A 15,114-nucleotide genomic window follows, 5' to 3' on the forward strand; every position below is an offset into this window, starting at 1 on the left:
GGTGTTTACTTCTTTTTCGTTTTCTTGGCCTTGGCCTTTTTCTTTTTCTCTTCCATTTCGTCTGTAGTAAGTGGTATAAGAGCTAAGGTGCTAAGACCCAGATATCTCTCAACGTCGTCATTGCTCTTTATGGAGTCATCCAGTAAATATCCAAGTATTGCAAAAAACGCTACAACAACCGCACCTATAAATCCCGAAATAACCGTCCATCTGGCAACTGAAGGGCTCGCCTTATCAGTAGGCACATTGGCAGTCTCTGCGATATTGATGGCATCGATGTCCATAACGTTGGTGATATGTTCGCTGGCCACCTCTCTGATACAGTTCGCTATTCTCATTGCCATCAGTGGATCTTCGTCCCTTACTGTAATAGCAACGATACGTGTATCAGACGGCGTATCCACCTTAAGCACATCGTACAGATCCTTGTACTCCATATCTGTCAGATGGAGTCTTTGTATAACCTCCTCCAGAACTCGCCTTGACTTAATAAGCTCAGCATAATCCTGAGTGAGCTGCGTGGATATCTGCACATCAGAATAGGTTACAGTCTGGTTTTCTTCCTTGTTCAGGATATATATCTTGGTTGTCGATTCGTATTCAGGGTGAATAACGAATTTGCTCAGGAAAAGACCTGCCAGTGCAAAGAAAACTCCCGCACTGATAATAAGGAATGCCCTTCCCAAAAGTACTGCAAATAATTCCCCAAGATTAATTTCTAGTACGTCATCTCTGTTGTTCATCAAATTCCCCTGTATGTTGCCACAATACTATTTTTCACAGCATCTCGTTCTGAATAACTGACATTGGATTATCGTAAAAAATCTTGTTGCTGTATCCTTCGCCAAACTTTTTTGCCACATAATTTCTGCAGTCCAGAATTTCCGGTGCTCTCGACTTGTTATCATGCGCATCCGTAGCCACAAAATGTACAAGCCTGTTCTTTAAGAGCTTTTTGGTAAAATGCGAGATTCCAAATCCATATTTCCCCATAATACTAGAGGCATTAACCTGAATATAACATCCCATGTCCACCAGATCTTCTACATAAGAAGCATGGGATACTATGTCGCTATATCTTTCTACATGGGCCACGATAGGAATAAATCCTGCTGCCTGAACCTGGTACATGGCATTATGAATTGCTTTATATGGATTAGTTGGATGAAACTCCACAAGAACATAGTCAGAGTCTGCCAGAGTACATATTTTGCCGTTTTCAAGTTCTCTTTGAGTCTCATCGCTGTAGTATATTTCGTTTCCAGAATATAGACGTATATTAAGCCCCGCCTTCTGGGCCTTTTTCTGCAGCCTCTCGCAATAAACTCTGTTATGCTCCGGGCTGACATTATGGTGCATTGGCTTATGATGCGGTGTTAAGATGATGCTCTCGACACCATTTTTTTCTGCTGTTTGTAGCATATTTAGACTTGTCTCTACGTCCGGAGACCCGTCATCAACTCCTGGCATAATATGACAGTGAATATCGATAGATGAAAGCATCCCGCTCCCCCTGTCTCATTATTGCAATCTCATCACACTATTACATAAAAATGTGTATGATATTACAAATTTATTATACACCCATAAAATGTACCGTTTCAATATGATGTGCCAAAATCAAGGCTTGTTTCAACATATAGAGAGCGCAAATATGATATTATATATACATAAAGTCGTTTGCTTGTGGATTCTTTTTGCGAGGTAGTTATTATGATGATGCAAATCCCCGAAGGAACTGTAATAATCAGAGAAGATGAAGTAAACATGGATATGTATAAGATTATCCAGGGCAGCGTAGAAGTCTACTGTGGCTACGGCACAGAGAATGAATCGATTCTGGGAATCCTGTCTAAGGGCTCATACTTTGGTGAGATCGGTCTTCTGGCTCAAAAGCCCGCAATATATACTGTGGTAGCTTATTCTGATATCCTTGTACAGCGAATTACCATGTCCGAAATAGACGAATACATTAAGACAAATCATCACGATATATTGCAGATCATGCAGCACATGGCCAATACTATGTACAACATGCAATACTCCATGAATCTTGTATTTGATGATATGGATAAGAAAAACAAATTCAATGCTAAGCCCGAGGAGTTCAAGGAATATAAGGCATTCTTCTCCAAACAGTTTGCCAAGTACAATACTCAGAGCTCATCCTCGAGATTTATCAGATAAAAAATCGGAGACAGTTTTTCTGTCTCCGATTTCTATTTGCATTCGCTTAGGCAAACTTGTTAAATTCCGGCTTGTATTCGTATCCAAGGTCACGCAACTTGATAACAATTGCCTCCATCTCATCGCTACTGATATCAAGTCCTTCTGCCAGGGCATCGAGACTTCCGTATTCATCGCGAAGCTTCATGTTGATAAAGCTTAATAACATCACTGGATCCTGTGGTATCATTTCGTCTCCCTTTTCATGATCAATCTATTTACAGTAATTATCAGTTCTTGGATGCTCTGGCTGTGAGCTCGCCACCTTCTACATCAAACTCTATTGCATCATGAGGCTGAACTCTATCTTCCAAAATAAGCTTAGCTGACAATGTCTCAACATACTTCTGAATATATCTCTTAAGCGGACGAGCACCATAGATAGGATCATAAGCATTGTCAATGACATAATCCTTGGCAGCATCAGTAAGCTTAACTGTTATCTCTCTGTCTGCAAGTCTCTTGTTGAGGTCAGCAATTACAAGGTCTACAATACCTCCAATGTTGTCCTTAGTGAGAGGCTTGAACATGATGATCTCATCAAGTCTGTTGAGGAACTCTGGCCTGAAGTGCGCTCTAAGGTCCTCCATAGTCTCTTTTTCCGCATCCTCACTAATTGTACCATCGTCTCTGATACCATCAAGCAGGTACTGAGCACCTATGTTAGAAGTCATAATTAGAATGGTATTCTTGAAATCTACAGTTCTGCTCTGAGAATCTGTAATACGTCCATCATCCAGCACCTGCAGAAGGATATTGAATACATCAGGGTGCGCCTTCTCAACCTCATCAAAAAGAACTACTGCATAAGGCTTTCTTCTGACTGCCTCAGTGAGCTGGCCGCCTTCATCATAGCCTACATATCCTGGAGGCGCTCCGATAAGTCTGGATACGCTGTACTTCTCCATGTACTCACTCATGTCGATTCTGACCATGTTGTTCTCATCATCAAACAGTGCCTGAGCAAGACTCTTAGCAAGCTCTGTCTTACCAACACCGGTAGGGCCCAGGAACAGGAAGGAACCAATTGGCTTGGTTGGATCCTTGATACCAGCCTTGGATCTCATAATAGCTTCAGATACCTTAACAACTGCATCGTCCTGTCCGATAACTCTCTGATGAAGCTCATCTGGAAGATGAAGAGTCTTATTTCTCTCACTCTCAGTAAGCTTGTTAACAGGGATACCTGTCCATCTGCTGATAATTCCTGCAATTTCCTCATCTGATACTCTCTCGTGGACGAGTGTTGTTTCAGACTCCTTCTCTCTTACAAGAGCTTCTGCCTCTTCCAGCTCCTTCTTAAGAGCAGGAAGCTTGCCATACTGAAGCTCACCAGCCTTCTCATAATCGCCATCTCTCTGAGCAATCGCTATCTCTGAGTTAATGGTATCTATCTGCTCACGCATTGCTGCGAGCTTATCAACTGCCTCTTTTTCATTGGACCACTGAGTCTTGCGAAGGTCGAACTCCTCCTGAAGCTCAGCCAGCTCCTTCTGCAGGTTATTAAGTCTCTCCTTGCTAAGAGAGTCATCCTCCTTCTTGAGCGCTGCCTCTTCTATCTGCATCTGCATGATCTTACGGTTCAGTTCATCAAGCTCTGCAGGCATGGAATCCATCTCAGTCTTGATGAGAGCACAGGCCTCATCCACGAGGTCTATAGCCTTATCTGGAAGGAATCTGTCTGAAATATATCTGTTAGACAGAACAGCTGCACTAACCAGCGCACTGTCCATGATCTTAACACCGTGATAAACCTCATATCTCTCCTTGAGGCCACGAAGAATACTGATGGTATCCTCAACTGTAGGTTCATCTACCATAACTGGCTGAAAACGTCTCTCAAGAGCCGCATCCTTCTCGATGTACTGTCTGTACTCATTAAGAGTTGTAGCTCCGATACAGTGAAGTTCACCTCTGGCTAGCATAGGCTTGAGCATATTGCCGGCATCCATAGCGCCGTCAGTCTTACCTGCGCCAACGATAAGATGCAATTCATCTATGAAAAGAATGATCTCTCCATCGGACTCTTTGACATCCTCAAGTACAGCTTTAAGTCTCTCTTCGAACTCACCTCTATACTTGGCACCAGCCACAAGGGCTCCCATATCAAGGGAAAAAATCTTCTTGTCCTTAAGAGCTGTTGGAACGTCGCCACTAGCTATTCTCTGAGCAAGAGCCTCAACTACTGCAGTCTTACCAACACCTGGTTCACCAATGAGAACCGGGTTATTCTTGGTCTTCCTGGACAGTATCCTGATAACATTTCTGATCTCGGTGTCACGGCCTATTACAGGATCAAGCTTCTGTCTCCTGGCCTTCTCAACAAGCTCTGTTCCGTATTTGTTGAGAGTATCATAGGTTGCCTCAGGGTTATCAGTAGTTACATTTCTATTGCCTCTGACCTCTGAGAGAACCTGAAGGAATCTGTTCCTGTCGATGCCAAACTCTCTAAGTATCTCTTTAACTTCTCTGTTAGGCTTCTTGATAACTGCCATGAACAGATGCTCAACAGAGACATATTCATCTCCAAGAGCCTTAGCCTCATCCTCAGCAGACAAAAGTGCCTTGTTAAGGTCTGATCCCACGTATGGATTACCACCCTGAACCTTGGTCCTCTTAGCCAGACCCTGCTCGATCCTACTCAGAAAAGCTGTTGTATCAATGCCCATTCTCTCCACAAGCTTGGCTATAAGACTGTCATCTATGGTCATAAGGGCATAGAGAAGATGTTCCTGCTCTATCTCCTGGTTGCCATATTCCATAGCAACCTTCTCACAGCTATTAACTGCCTCTATAGATTTCTGTGTAAATTTCTGTATATTCATAATGCCTCCCCTCCGAGCAAAAAGAAAAAGGGTTGTTTGTATTGTTCTATTACAACTATAACAGCCCTCTTTTCATATGTCAATACTTTTGTAAACATGAAGCATTTTGAATCTTGACACCTATATCATTAATATTCGATTCCGCGTCTGGCCTGTATTCCCTGCTCATACGGGTGTTTATGGCACTTCATTTCTGTCAGGTAATCTGCTGCCTCAGTCATAAATTCCGGTGCGTTACGTCCTGTCAGAATTATTTCAAGGTCTTCTGGTTTATCCTCGATAAGAGCCTGCAGTCTCTCTTTATCAATAATCCCATAATTATACGGATAAGTAACCTCATCCAGAATCAGAACATCACACTCTCCATTCATGATAAAGGTCTCTATTTCATCAAGGATACTATTGTGCACCTGTGTGTAGCTATCAGCCTGCTCTTTGTCATCCTTCTTAAACCAGCCAAGATCTTTATCATTTCTGACTATTGTAATGCCCTCAAGGCTACTGAGGCTCTTAAGCTCGGAGGTATCTCTACCTTTCATGAACTGAGCAAAAACAACCTTCATTCCAGCCCCTGCTGCCCTTACAGCAAGTCCTATAGCTGCAGTTGTCTTGCCTTTTCCGTCTCCTGTATATAAATGGATCAGTCCTCTTTTTTCTTCTGACATATTTTCTCCTTGTCCATTAAGCAGATTGCCTCATAGCACATTTTGTATTACTACATGATGCGCAGCGTGCATTCTTGTGTATCTTATCAGCTAAAAGAGGTGCCATGAAAAGGACACTCTTTTTAGGAATGAGAGCGTATGCTTCATTGTAAGATATAACCTTCTGTCCCAAAAGATTCATGAGTCTTGGCACTTCTGCTACAGGAAGATCATTATCTCCTGCAAAAGTATAGTTTCCAACATACTTGCCAGTGCGCTCATAAATCTCTCTGTCAATCTCGTCGTAAGCAGCCCACAAAAGCTCAAGCCCGATGCAATCAAGCATATATCCCCTGTGGATATCACCCTTGGATAAAAGGCTTTCCTGATACTCATCAAAAGCCTGGCCGAGCGTTACGATAACAATCGCCCGGTCATCATCAATCACATAGTGAAACTCCGCATGAACTCTCGGCCCAATCTGTCTGTAGAGACGCAATATGTCGTTTTTATCTTTTTCTTCAAAATGATATCGCCTGATGAAATCCGATATGCATCCTTCATCAAGCGACACCTTAAGTGGAATAAAATTCATGTTCGCATGTCTTTCTAAAAAATATGCTCATTTTATATAGCATGTTTCGCTTTAAGAATAATCCTCAAAATGCCAGCTTTATACAATATCCTGTGAAACAGAGTTTTATAATATGTTTTTGTATCACACCTTTTTTCATTGATATAGTCTTTAATCCAGCTATCTCTTACATCCTTACCAATATATTTGTTTATATAATCATACCAGTAATTGCCTTTATAATTATAAGGTGTATGCCATGGTTTTAATGGCTGGGCATAATGAATTACTACAGGCTTGTCAATAGCTTCATGAATCTCTTTCACAGAGAAATACTTTGTTATAAAATCTGCATAGTTTTTCTCTTTAAAACTAAGAAATCTATACTTTACAAGCGCATTATATTTTAAATCCAAATACAATATCTTATCTTTACAAGCTATATTAATTACGTCCTGATCCCCGAAAAGAAATCTTTCTTTCGAAAGCTCAAGGAATCTTGATACCAGATTGTCCTCTCTGATTTTTTTAAGATTCATAACCAGGAAACCTGAATTGACATAGCCCTCAGGGTCAGGCTTACTTGAATTATAATCAAATTGAGCCATATATTGCCCTGCTTCTATATCACGAACAGCGCCAATATAATATCCATCCATATCCAATGAAAACAGCTCAGACATATCGTCACATACAATAACATCGCCGTCCATATATATGCATCTGTCACAATCCGGTAACAATTCTGATAGAACCAGTCTATACATACTCGCTATAGGTGTATGCCCAATAACAAGCTTGGAATCTTTAAAAGCATCACCCATGTTGACTATTTCGATTTCCAAATTATCATAAATTTGCTCAAGAGACTTTATCAACCCAATATGTTCTGACGGCAAATTTGAAGGAGTCAGCATATAAACCTTATACATAGATTCTCGATCAGCATAATGCATAAGAGAGTGTATGGCTATATATGTAGGTACTATAAAGTTTTTATCCGTCGAAAAAGCAAAGCAACAATTACTCAATTGAATTCCCCTTTTATTACAGTTTTGTAGTGCAATTTTCATATTATAGCTATATTCATTTCACATGATCTTCTTCCACAACCATTGCCTCAACATCTATAGCTTCTTTTTCCTGCTGCATTCTTTTGGCTGCGTTTCCTACCAAAAAAGCTGTTATAAGATTAGTTATACCATCAACGATCAGGAAAACTCCAATGATAGTTACAGCGATCTCTTTTGCATCCGTAGGATTAAAAAACAAAAATGCACCAAGTCCGCAAGTCACAATGGCAATAATTAGTGAAACCCACCATTTACTTGATTTATATTTAATAAGAGAAATTGTCTGTCCCAAGTTACTAAGACCACTTACCATTATAAAGATACCAAAAAGCTTAGGAATAAAATCCGTAAATGAACCTGGATTAACAAATATCCAAGCTCCTATGGCTGCGATTATTATTCCTGCTACAAATCCGCCTGAAATTGTAAAGTTCTTCTCTTTACGTGCCAGATATGCAATGATCAGTATCGAACCGATAACAAACAAAAGAACTGCAAGCGCTCTTGCCATCACGTCCAGGCTCGCCTTTGTCCAAATTGTTAAAACAATCCCTACCACTATAAGTGTAAGAGCTCTTACCAAATAATCTGGTCTTATATTCTTTAATGTTTTCATGGTTATATCCCCCTATAATTTCATTTTACTACGCATTATATATCCAGTCCTCTATAGCGTACTCTTTAATTTTGTAGAAACTATAGCTATCAATCTATGATATACATATGCAACCATAATACTACACAAAAGTACCATTAGTGCAATCAGAGCATTCTTATTTATTGTCGAAGCCAGCACAAATACAAGAATGTGTACAAGATACCATTCATAGGAGATACTGCCTATCCATATAAATAACCGCCTAAGCATCTTGCACTGATATAGTAACAGTCCGAGTGTTCCATACCCAAAGAGTGCAGGTATATCATTGAAAACTTTCAACCAGCCTCCTTTTATTCCCATCACACCTTCTAAAAGGAGTCCCAAAATGCATACAATAGAAAGCTTCCAAAACGGGATCTTAATATCATTGCCCTCATATAAATACTCTGCTATCAGCATTCCCAAAGCAAATTCCCATAAGTATTGTAAAAAAAAGCTTCCCCATATTCTATTTCCATTAATCCCAGCTATCGAAGTAAATATCCACCATACGATGCTGCTAAGTACGCAAATTAAGCAAAAAGGAACGCGGCCAATTTTCTTTTTCAAGCCGCACAGAGGTATAAATAAAAAATACAACTGAAATAACGTTGATATAAACCAAAAAGGGCCAAAGGTCTCTTCAAATTCCGGAAAAAACATTTTGTATAAAAACACATGGCTTAATAACGCATTTAATCTATTACCATTTACATAAAAGAGTGGTACAAAGAAGCTAATTATAACAATAACAATATATGGAAAATATATTTTGAAGAAACGTTTTCTTAGAAAATCCAAGTAATTTGTTTGTCTTTTCAAATACGAAAGATATAACCCAAAACCAGAACAAAGAAAAAATACATGCACTCCAGTTCCCCCAAAAGAAGCCAGCAATTTAATTCCGTAAGGCAGATATCTCATATAGTTCTGTATTAAATGCATTATCACTATGGTAGTTATTGACATTCCCTTTAAAAAGGTCACCTCATCATACCTTTGTAATCCACCTTTTACCTCATAACAATAATTCATCAAAAAGACTCCCCTAGCCTTTCCTTAATAATACTGTCATCCCGCAAAACACATATATAAAAGATAACATACTTACTATTTTTTTTCACTTATTACACTATGTTTTTTTCGTCTTAAAACCTATATAATAATATCGTCGAAAGGAGTTAAGACATGGTAATAAAAAACGTTAATCTAGAGACAGTATGTGGAATCACTAGTACCCTTCCAGACAACATTCATCCTGAATTTGCTTTTGCTGGAAAGAGTAATGTAGGTAAGAGCTCCCTTATAAATGGAATCATGAACCGTAAGAACTACGCCAGAACATCACAGGAACCTGGCAAGACTCAGACCATCAACTACTACAATATCAACGATGAGTTCTACCTTGTGGATCTTCCTGGATATGGCTTTGCAAGAGTACCTGAGAAGGTTAAGGAGCAGTGGGGTAAGATGATTGAAAATTATCTGCACACCTCCAGGCAGCTTCTGCGTGTCTTCCTTCTCATTGATATCAGACACGAACCATCTGCCAATGATGTTCAGATGTATAAGTGGATAGTTCATCAGGGCTTCCAGCCAGTTATCATTGCTACCAAATCCGATAAGATCAAGAAGTCTCAGCATGAGAAGCACCTTAATATGCTCCGCAATACACTTGGACTTCCAGAAGACATCAAGATTTTCCCCTAGTCCGCACTTTCCAAGGAAGGTCGTCAGGAGATTTATGATTTCATGGACGAACTTCTGAGTGAGGCAGCCTCACAGGTGGAATAAAAGATATGGCAAGTTCGTAGAAATACGCAGTTCTCGGACGAGGAGATAATTACCCAAATTAAAAAACAGATAAATGTCGATTTCTCTGAATAACATGAAATGAGACATTTATCTGTTTTTGAATTTAAGGTAATTACGACACAGACGAAAACAAGTATTTCTACGAATTGCCTATGTTATTTAGCCTGTTTTAATTTCTTCTGATCCTTGTGTACAATGAGTGGTCTGCTAGTTCCATCTACAGATGCATCTGTAATTACGCACTCACTGATAGTATCATCTGATGGAATCTCATACATAACATCCATCATAGTCTTCTCCATGATTGAGCGAAGCCCACGGGCTCCAGTCTCTCTCTCGTAAGCCATCTCAGCGATTCTGTGAACAGCCTCATCCTCGAATGTAAGTTTAACATCATCAAAATCAAAGAGCTTCTGATACTGCTTAACAAGAGCATTCTTGGGCTCTGTGAGGATTCTCATAAGAGCTTCCTTGGAAAGTCCCTCAAGAGTTACTGTGATAGGCACACGTCCTACAAACTCAGGGATAAGTCCAAACTTAACGAGATCCTGAGGTGTTACCTCTTTGAGCACTTCTCCGATTTCTCTCTCAGATTTGTCTGCAATCTCTGCATTAAATCCGATTGAATTACGGTCAAGTCTTGCCTCGACAATCTTATCAAGACCATCAAAAGCACCACCACAGATAAAGAGAATGTTACTAGTATCAATCTGAATAAGCTCCTGATGAGGATGCTTACGTCCGCCCTGAGGAGGAACACTTGCAACAGTACCTTCTACAATCTTAAGAAGTGCCTGCTGAACGCCTTCACCTGATACGTCACGTGTAATAGAAACATTCTCGCTCTTCTTGGTAATCTTATCTATCTCATCGATATAAACAATACCATACTGAGCTCTCTCAATATCATAATCTGCATTCTGGATGAGCTTGAGAAGAATATTCTCAACGTCCTCACCTACGTATCCAGCCTCTGTAAGAGTTGTTGCATCTGCAATAGCAAAAGGTACGTTGATGATCTTGGCCAAAGTCTGTGCAAGATATGTCTTACCAGATCCTGTAGGTCCGATCATAATAATATTACTCTTCTGAAGCTCTACATCATTCTTGTCATCATTCTTGGGAGCAAGGACTCTCTTATAATGATTGTAAACAGAAACTGCCAATACCTTCTTAGCTTCATCCTGTCCGATTACATACTCGTCAAGGAAGTTTCTGATCTCAGCAGGCTTTAAAAGATTGATCTGCTGAGTTCTGTCAGACATAGGCTCATCTTCGAATTCTTCCTCGATGATATCTGCACAGATGTCTACACATTCATCACAAATGTATACTCCTGCAGGTCCTGCTATTAACTTTTTAACCTGATCCTGTGTCTTATTACAGAAAGAGCACCTGATCTCACCGGAATTTTTTCCTGCCATTATTACTCCTTTTTACTTATCTGCCTTCTCACTAGGACGATTCTCAATGATAGAATCGATAAGGCCATAATCAAGAGCTTCCTGTGCTGAAAGCCAGTTATCTCTCTCTGTATCTGCTGCTACCTGCTCATAAGTCTTGCCAGTATTAGCAGCAAGCATTCTGTTCATCTTCTCTTTGGTCTTGAGGATATGCTTGGCAGCAATCTCAATCTCTGTCGCCTGTCCCTGTGTTCCACCAAGAGGCTGGTGAATCATAACCTCAGCGTTAGGAAGAGCCATTCTCTTGCCCTTAGCACCGCCTGCGAGAAGGAAAGCGCCCATGCTGGCAGCCATACCAATACAGATTGTGCTGACATCGCACTTAATATAATTCATAGTGTCATAAATAGCCATTCCGGAAGAAATCTCTCCTCCTGGGCTATTGATGTACATATGGATATCCTTGTTAGGATCTTCTGCCTCAAGGAACAGGAGCTGAGCAACTATAGTACTAGCTGATGCAGCATTAACCTCTTCTCCAAGGAATACAATTCTCTCTTTTAAAAGTCTGGAATAGATATCGTAGGATCTCTCTCCACGGCTTGTCTGTTCAATGACGTAAGGTATTAAACTCATTTCCATCTTCCTTTCCAATTACAGTAATGGTGATACAAAGCAAAAAACACACCAATTACATTATAATGTAATATTTGACATTTGTAAAAGAGATACAGTTTATAAATAAGGACTGAGCACCATATGTGCACAGTCCACCTCATAAAGCATTATCTATATAAACTCATTTTCCTGCACAAGAAACCTGTAACAGCATAGCTGTTTCTGGTTCCTACTACCTTGGCAGCTCTTTTGAACAATTTATATCTTTTTTGACCATTATCAGGAATGAGCCATTCCATATCACATTCCATTTTTTGTTGGCAAGGACGGCAATATCCACATGGCTCTCCATTTATAGGGACAAAACAAAACCAAATGTTTTCGATAATATTCTCACATTTCCACTCATGAACAAGTTCAACCATTCTGGTTTCTGTTATAACATGAATCGGAAATGTAAAATTGCCAAAAACCAAACTAAAATCAGGGCTTGATTTCTCTTTATTTACATAATAGTTGTTATCCCTATGTTCCATAGATCCCATGGTAGCAATCGCCTTGCTGCAGCCACCATATTCTCCATTTGGCTGTTCTATGCCAACTTCTATGCCTGGGTATTCTAATGCAAGTCTTGCCAGCCATTCATACTGTGTTCCTAATATAATTTCAGAAGCAATTCTGTTATAAGCTGCAGAAATCTCTTCGTTTGCTGGTATGCTATCCTTTTCTACTATCATTAAATCTAATATTTCATTAACCCCTATTTCCCTGAGCATAGGGATCATTTTTTCCATTCTTTGAATCTCAATAGCCTCACTCTTACGGCCATTTCCAGAAACATAAACAGGCTGAACCACCTCTGGTTCTCCAACATGTTCCTTCTGTATTTGAATCATTCTAAAGGTCGAATCAAATCCCCCTGTCCACAAAACATATCTATCGGGCTTAATCTCCTGGTTCAATGTTTCTTCCATACTTTTCCTCCTAATCCTCAAAAGAATAACATGAATAAATAATAGTCCTACGACTTGTCGTAGGACTATTATAAACTTTATTAAGCCTCTTCTTCAGTCTTCTTCTTTCTAGTTGTTCTCTTTGGCTTCTCCTCAGCAGTCTCATCAGCTGCCTTCTTAGTTGTCTTTCTTGTTGTTGTCTTCTTAGCTGGCTTCTCCTCAGCGTCCTTGTCAGCTGCAGCCTTCTTAGCCACAGTCTTCTTAGCTGCTGCCTTCTTAGCGCCTTCCTTAACGTTCTCTACAAGGAAGTCTGCTGCCTTCTGAACTGTGAGATCCTCACGCATTGTCTTAAGCTCAGCATCGCCCATAAGACCTTTAAGCTTGTCAGCATCCATCTTGTACTGCTCTGCCATCTTAGCAAGCTCTGCATCGAAATCATCATCAGATACTGTGATCTTCTCAGCCTCAGCTACTGCCTCGAGAACAAGTCTAGCCTGAATTCTCTCGATAGCCTGTGGTCTAACCTGCTCAAGCATCTTGTCTACAGTGTTACCTGTATACTGCATGTACTGATCGAAGTTCATACCCTGCATCTGAAGTCTCTGAGCAAAATCGTTAACGATCTGTCTCTGCTGAGTCTCGATCATAGCCTCAGGAAGCTCCATCTCTGAATCTTCGATAACAGCCTTAACTACGAGATCCTCTCTCTTAGCCTTCTCATCAGCTGTCTTACGCTCTACAAGCTTATTCTTAACATCTTCCTTGTACTCAGCAAGTGTATCGAACTCTGAAATCTCGCTAGCGAACTCATCGTTAAGCTCAGGAAGTTCCTTAGCCTTGATAGCCTTAACTGTGCACTTGAATGTTGCAGCCTTACCTGCAAGATCCTCTGCCTGGTAATTCTCAGGGAATGTTACGTTAACATCGCCTTCCTTACCAACTTCGAATCCAACGAGTTGCTCTTCGAATCCAGGAATGAATGCACCAGAACCGATTGTAAGAGGATAATCTGTTCCCTTACCGCCCTGGAATGCAACTCCATCAACAAATCCTTCAAAATCAAGAGTTACGATATCACCGTTCTGAACTGCTCTATCTGTAACATCTACTGTTCTAGCGTTTGTGTTGCGCTGCTTGTCGATCTCAGCATCAACATCTGCGTCTGTTACGTCTACGTCCATCTTAGGAACTTCTACGCCCTTATATTTACCGAGCTTAACTGGTGGCTTAAGAGCTACTTCTGCTGTAAAGATGAAATCCTTACCAGCCTCAAGCTGCTCAACGTCGATCTTAGGTGAAGATACAACGCTCTCGCCGCACTCTTCAACTGCCTTAGGATATTCTGACTCGATGAGCTCGTTAGCTGCATCCTCATAGAATACTCCCTTACCATACATCTGCTCGATCATCTTACGTGGAGCCTTACCCTTACGGAATCCAGGAAGCTGAATCTTGTTCTTATTCTTCTCATATGCGCTCTGCATAGCCTTCTCAAGCTGGTCTGCAGAAACTGTGATTTTAAGCTTAGCCATGCTCTTCTCGAGCTTTTCTACTGTTACGCTCATGTTACTATTGTTTCCTCCTAAAAAATGTCTCTGCCCCATTTGGGCACAATCGCTTTCAGATTATATCACAGTGGTTTACAAATTACCACACTTTTTTATTATAAATGCATGTCTATTTTTCTTGAATTTTTTCAAGACTCATCTGGGAGTTTGAATATCGCCTGTCTCCGGTTACATCCTCATAAAACCACTTGGCAGGATTATAATTACTGGCAGCTTCTTCTGACGGAAACTCTACTTCTGCCAGAATTCGTCCTTCAAAAGGAGCCTTGAATACATCAAGCTCTATCTTTATTTCGCCTTTACTCACAGCCTCTTTTAACTTAATATCTTTATCCATATACTCCTTGGAGAAAGCATCTTCGTTGATAGGTATAAGATATCTTCTCTTTCTTATCATGTTTCCATCTGCCTTAGCAGACATATGCTCGTAGCTTATCTGATCTAGTGGCATATTATACTCAACCTGTCCGATGCCATTATCATGGGTTTTATCATCAAAAGGAGTCCCTTTATAAGTCATATAGTAAATATCATCCTCTCTCCTAACCCTGATAGCCGGATGAACATTAAGATACCCTTGTTCTATTTCATGATAAGGATAAGCTTCCAGATTAAATGGAATCTCTTTTACTGTATATTTCTTCTCTATTTCGATTCCCATATTATATCCCTTCCATTGCATGATTATGTTTTTATGATCACCATATCACTATACACTATTTTTCTATGTTTAAACCATGCTTTCAGGTAATCTCTGTGGTAAAATTGTTGTAAA

At 40.2% G+C, this 15,114-nt stretch carries 15 protein-coding genes and 1 pseudogene; 2 read left to right on the forward strand and 14 right to left on the reverse strand.

The genetic code is table 11. The features are described 5' to 3' along the window. Window positions 1-5: 5 nt before the first annotated feature. Window positions 6-743: a YveK family protein gene (locus IJI01_RS02655; RefSeq protein WP_292185461.1), complete on the reverse strand. Its 738-nt coding sequence runs from the start codon at window positions 741-743 to the stop codon at window positions 6-8. A 34-nt stretch (window positions 744-777) separates the two neighbouring features. Next, window positions 778-1,503: a CpsB/CapC family capsule biosynthesis tyrosine phosphatase gene (locus IJI01_RS02660; RefSeq protein ID WP_292185464.1), complete on the reverse strand. Its 726-nt coding sequence runs from the start codon at window positions 1,501-1,503 to the stop codon at window positions 778-780. A 210-nt stretch (window positions 1,504-1,713) separates the two neighbouring features. On the opposite strand from IJI01_RS02660, the gene IJI01_RS02665 reads away from it, so the two are divergent. After that, the gene (locus IJI01_RS02665) at window positions 1,714-2,187 is read left to right on the forward strand and encodes a Crp/Fnr family transcriptional regulator (RefSeq protein WP_292185466.1); all 474 of its coding nucleotides are present in this window, start codon (window positions 1,714-1,716) and stop codon (window positions 2,185-2,187) included. A gap of 46 nt (window positions 2,188-2,233) precedes the next feature. Here the strand turns inward: IJI01_RS02665 and IJI01_RS02670 are convergent, their stop codons facing one another. From IJI01_RS02670 to IJI01_RS02700, 7 genes are all read right to left on the reverse strand, one after another. Then, complete coding sequence (locus IJI01_RS02670; RefSeq protein ID WP_029232024.1) at window positions 2,234-2,416, reverse strand: DUF4250 domain-containing protein; 183 nt, start codon at window positions 2,414-2,416, stop codon at window positions 2,234-2,236. A 40-nt stretch (window positions 2,417-2,456) separates the two neighbouring features. Beyond that, window positions 2,457-5,051: an ATP-dependent chaperone ClpB gene (clpB, locus tag IJI01_RS02675; protein WP_292185473.1), complete on the reverse strand. Its 2,595-nt coding sequence runs from the start codon at window positions 5,049-5,051 to the stop codon at window positions 2,457-2,459. Window positions 5,052-5,179: 128 nt separating this feature from the next. Then, window positions 5,180-5,716, reverse strand: a complete 537-nt coding sequence (locus IJI01_RS02680; protein WP_292185476.1) for a cob(I)yrinic acid a,c-diamide adenosyltransferase — start codon at window positions 5,714-5,716, stop codon at window positions 5,180-5,182. A 16-nt stretch (window positions 5,717-5,732) separates the two neighbouring features. Continuing rightward, window positions 5,733-6,290 carry a hypothetical protein gene (locus IJI01_RS02685; RefSeq protein ID WP_292185478.1) on the reverse strand — a complete coding sequence of 186 codons (558 nt, stop codon included), beginning with the start codon at window positions 6,288-6,290 and terminating at the stop codon, window positions 5,733-5,735. A 32-nt stretch (window positions 6,291-6,322) separates the two neighbouring features. Further along, window positions 6,323-7,342, reverse strand: a complete 1,020-nt coding sequence (locus IJI01_RS02690; RefSeq protein WP_292185480.1) for a glycosyltransferase family 8 protein — start codon at window positions 7,340-7,342, stop codon at window positions 6,323-6,325. A 13-nt stretch (window positions 7,343-7,355) separates the two neighbouring features. Next, complete coding sequence (locus tag IJI01_RS02695; protein ID WP_292185483.1) at window positions 7,356-7,958, reverse strand: HdeD family acid-resistance protein; 603 nt, start codon at window positions 7,956-7,958, stop codon at window positions 7,356-7,358. 51 nt (window positions 7,959-8,009) lie between these two features. After that, window positions 8,010-9,017: an acyltransferase family protein gene (locus IJI01_RS02700; protein WP_292185787.1), complete on the reverse strand. Its 1,008-nt coding sequence runs from the start codon at window positions 9,015-9,017 to the stop codon at window positions 8,010-8,012. 153 nt (window positions 9,018-9,170) lie between these two features. Between IJI01_RS02700 and yihA the strand changes: the two are divergent. Beyond that, window positions 9,171-9,689 (forward strand): annotated as a pseudogene (gene yihA / locus IJI01_RS02705) (ribosome biogenesis GTP-binding protein YihA/YsxC); the annotation flags it as partial. Window positions 9,690-9,952: 263 nt separating this feature from the next. Here yihA and clpX read toward each other — a convergent pair. The 5 genes from clpX to IJI01_RS02730 all read right to left on the reverse strand — a co-directional run bounded on the left by clpX (window position 9,953) and on the right by IJI01_RS02730 (window position 15,000). Beyond that, window positions 9,953-11,221: an ATP-dependent Clp protease ATP-binding subunit ClpX gene (gene clpX / locus IJI01_RS02710; protein WP_292185486.1), complete on the reverse strand. Its 1,269-nt coding sequence runs from the start codon at window positions 11,219-11,221 to the stop codon at window positions 9,953-9,955. Between the two features lie 12 nt (window positions 11,222-11,233). Beyond that, window positions 11,234-11,836, reverse strand: a complete 603-nt coding sequence (gene clpP, locus IJI01_RS02715; protein ID WP_292185489.1) for an ATP-dependent Clp endopeptidase proteolytic subunit ClpP — start codon at window positions 11,834-11,836, stop codon at window positions 11,234-11,236. Between the two features lie 149 nt (window positions 11,837-11,985). Continuing rightward, a complete protein-coding gene (locus tag IJI01_RS02720) occupies window positions 11,986-12,792 on the reverse strand; it encodes a hypothetical protein (RefSeq protein WP_292185491.1) in 807 nt (268 codons plus the stop codon). Between the two features lie 80 nt (window positions 12,793-12,872). Further along, complete coding sequence (gene tig, locus IJI01_RS02725) at window positions 12,873-14,336, reverse strand: trigger factor (protein WP_292185495.1); 1,464 nt, start codon at window positions 14,334-14,336, stop codon at window positions 12,873-12,875. Between the two features lie 112 nt (window positions 14,337-14,448). Then, on the reverse strand, window positions 14,449-15,000 hold the full coding sequence (locus tag IJI01_RS02730; protein ID WP_330623025.1) for a hypothetical protein: 552 nt from the start codon (window positions 14,998-15,000) through the stop codon (window positions 14,449-14,451). Between the last annotated feature and the right edge of the window lie 114 nt (window positions 15,001-15,114).

The organism is Butyrivibrio sp. (assembly GCF_017433805.1).
Taxonomy (GTDB): domain Bacteria; phylum Bacillota; class Clostridia; order Lachnospirales; family Lachnospiraceae; genus Butyrivibrio.

What these genes read in the sequence shown, in the direction of transcription:
- IJI01_RS02655 (WP_292185461.1), bottom strand. Translation starts at nt 743, where the DNA reads ATGAACAACAGAGATGACGTACTAGAAATTAATCTTGGGGAATTATTT.
- IJI01_RS02660 (WP_292185464.1), bottom strand. Translation starts at nt 1,503, where the DNA reads ATGCTTTCATCTATCGATATTCACTGTCATATTATGCCAGGAGTTGAT.
- IJI01_RS02665 (WP_292185466.1), top strand. Translation starts at nt 1,714, where the DNA reads ATGATGATGCAAATCCCCGAAGGAACTGTAATAATCAGAGAAGATGAA.
- IJI01_RS02670 (WP_029232024.1), bottom strand. Translation starts at nt 2,416, where the DNA reads ATGATACCACAGGATCCAGTGATGTTATTAAGCTTTATCAACATGAAG.
- clpB (WP_292185473.1), bottom strand. Translation starts at nt 5,051, where the DNA reads ATGAATATACAGAAATTTACACAGAAATCTATAGAGGCAGTTAATAGC.
- IJI01_RS02680 (WP_292185476.1), bottom strand. Translation starts at nt 5,716, where the DNA reads ATGTCAGAAGAAAAAAGAGGACTGATCCATTTATATACAGGAGACGGA.
- IJI01_RS02685 (WP_292185478.1), bottom strand. Translation starts at nt 6,290, where the DNA reads ATGAATTTTATTCCACTTAAGGTGTCGCTTGATGAAGGATGCATATCG.
- IJI01_RS02690 (WP_292185480.1), bottom strand. Translation starts at nt 7,342, where the DNA reads ATGAAAATTGCACTACAAAACTGTAATAAAAGGGGAATTCAATTGAGT.
- IJI01_RS02695 (WP_292185483.1), bottom strand. Translation starts at nt 7,958, where the DNA reads ATGAAAACATTAAAGAATATAAGACCAGATTATTTGGTAAGAGCTCTT.
- IJI01_RS02700 (WP_292185787.1), bottom strand. Translation starts at nt 9,017, where the DNA reads ATGAATTATTGTTATGAGGTAAAAGGTGGATTACAAAGGTATGATGAG.
- clpX (WP_292185486.1), bottom strand. Translation starts at nt 11,221, where the DNA reads ATGGCAGGAAAAAATTCCGGTGAGATCAGGTGCTCTTTCTGTAATAAG.
- clpP (WP_292185489.1), bottom strand. Translation starts at nt 11,836, where the DNA reads ATGAGTTTAATACCTTACGTCATTGAACAGACAAGCCGTGGAGAGAGA.
- IJI01_RS02720 (WP_292185491.1), bottom strand. Translation starts at nt 12,792, where the DNA reads ATGGAAGAAACATTGAACCAGGAGATTAAGCCCGATAGATATGTTTTG.
- tig (WP_292185495.1), bottom strand. Translation starts at nt 14,336, where the DNA reads ATGAGCGTAACAGTAGAAAAGCTCGAGAAGAGCATGGCTAAGCTTAAA.
- IJI01_RS02730 (WP_330623025.1), bottom strand. Translation starts at nt 15,000, where the DNA reads ATGGGAATCGAAATAGAGAAGAAATATACAGTAAAAGAGATTCCATTT.